Here is a 754-nt window from a genome sequence, read left to right as displayed (position 1 = left end):
GATCCAGGTGCATTCCGTGTTATGCTTAAGGGACAAACTCAAAAATATGATATTGCAACTCCAACTGAAAAAGTTACTGTAGCAGATCCAGCTAACGTAACAGAAGCTGAGTTGGCTAAAATCAAAGAAAAAGTCCAACTTGAGTACTCTCAAAACAACGATGATGCTAACTTTGCAGACAAAAAAGGTCAAGCTGTAGCTGATAAAGATGCTAAGATTAAATCAATCGAAAAAGATGCAGATGGAAATCTTGTTGTAACTTATAAAGATGGTTCTCAAGATAAGAAACCATTGTCAGAATTTGTAACTAAAAAACCAACAGATGCAGATAAGAACGAACCAACAGCTAAACCACAAACTGTAAACAAAGGAACAACACCAAAAGCAGAAGATTCAATCGGTAACTTGAAAGATCTTCCTAAGGGTACAACAGTAGCCTTCAAAGATCCAGTAGACACAACAACACCAGGTGAAAAACCTGCGACAGTAGTTGTAACTTACCCAGATGGTTCTAAGGAAGAAGTTCCAGTTAAAGTAACTGTTACAGACCCAAGTTCAAAACCAACAGATGCAGATAAGAACGAGCCAACACCAAAAGCTCAAACTGTAGATAAAGGAACTGAACCAAAAGCAGAAGATTCAATCGGTAACTTGAAAGATCTTCCTAAGGGTACAACAGTAGCGTTCAAGGATCCAGTAGACACAACAACACCAGGTGAAAAACCTGCGACAGTAGTTGTAACTTACCCAGAAG

1 protein-coding gene is annotated in these 754 nt (G+C 38.6%); it reads left to right on the top strand.

Annotated features, from left to right (window positions below; genetic code table 11):
• Positions 1-21: 21 nt before the first annotated feature.
• The coding region (locus HT731_RS09135) for a Rib/alpha-like domain-containing protein (protein ID WP_275690315.1) at positions 22-754 on the top strand (733 nt) is incomplete at its 3' end.

Source organism: Streptococcus sp. k-163, from assembly GCF_013277555.1.
Classification (GTDB): Bacteria; Bacillota; Bacilli; order Lactobacillales; family Streptococcaceae; genus Streptococcus.
Note: the sequence above shows the minus strand (reverse complement) of the source record. Positions and strands in the feature narration are given on the sequence as shown.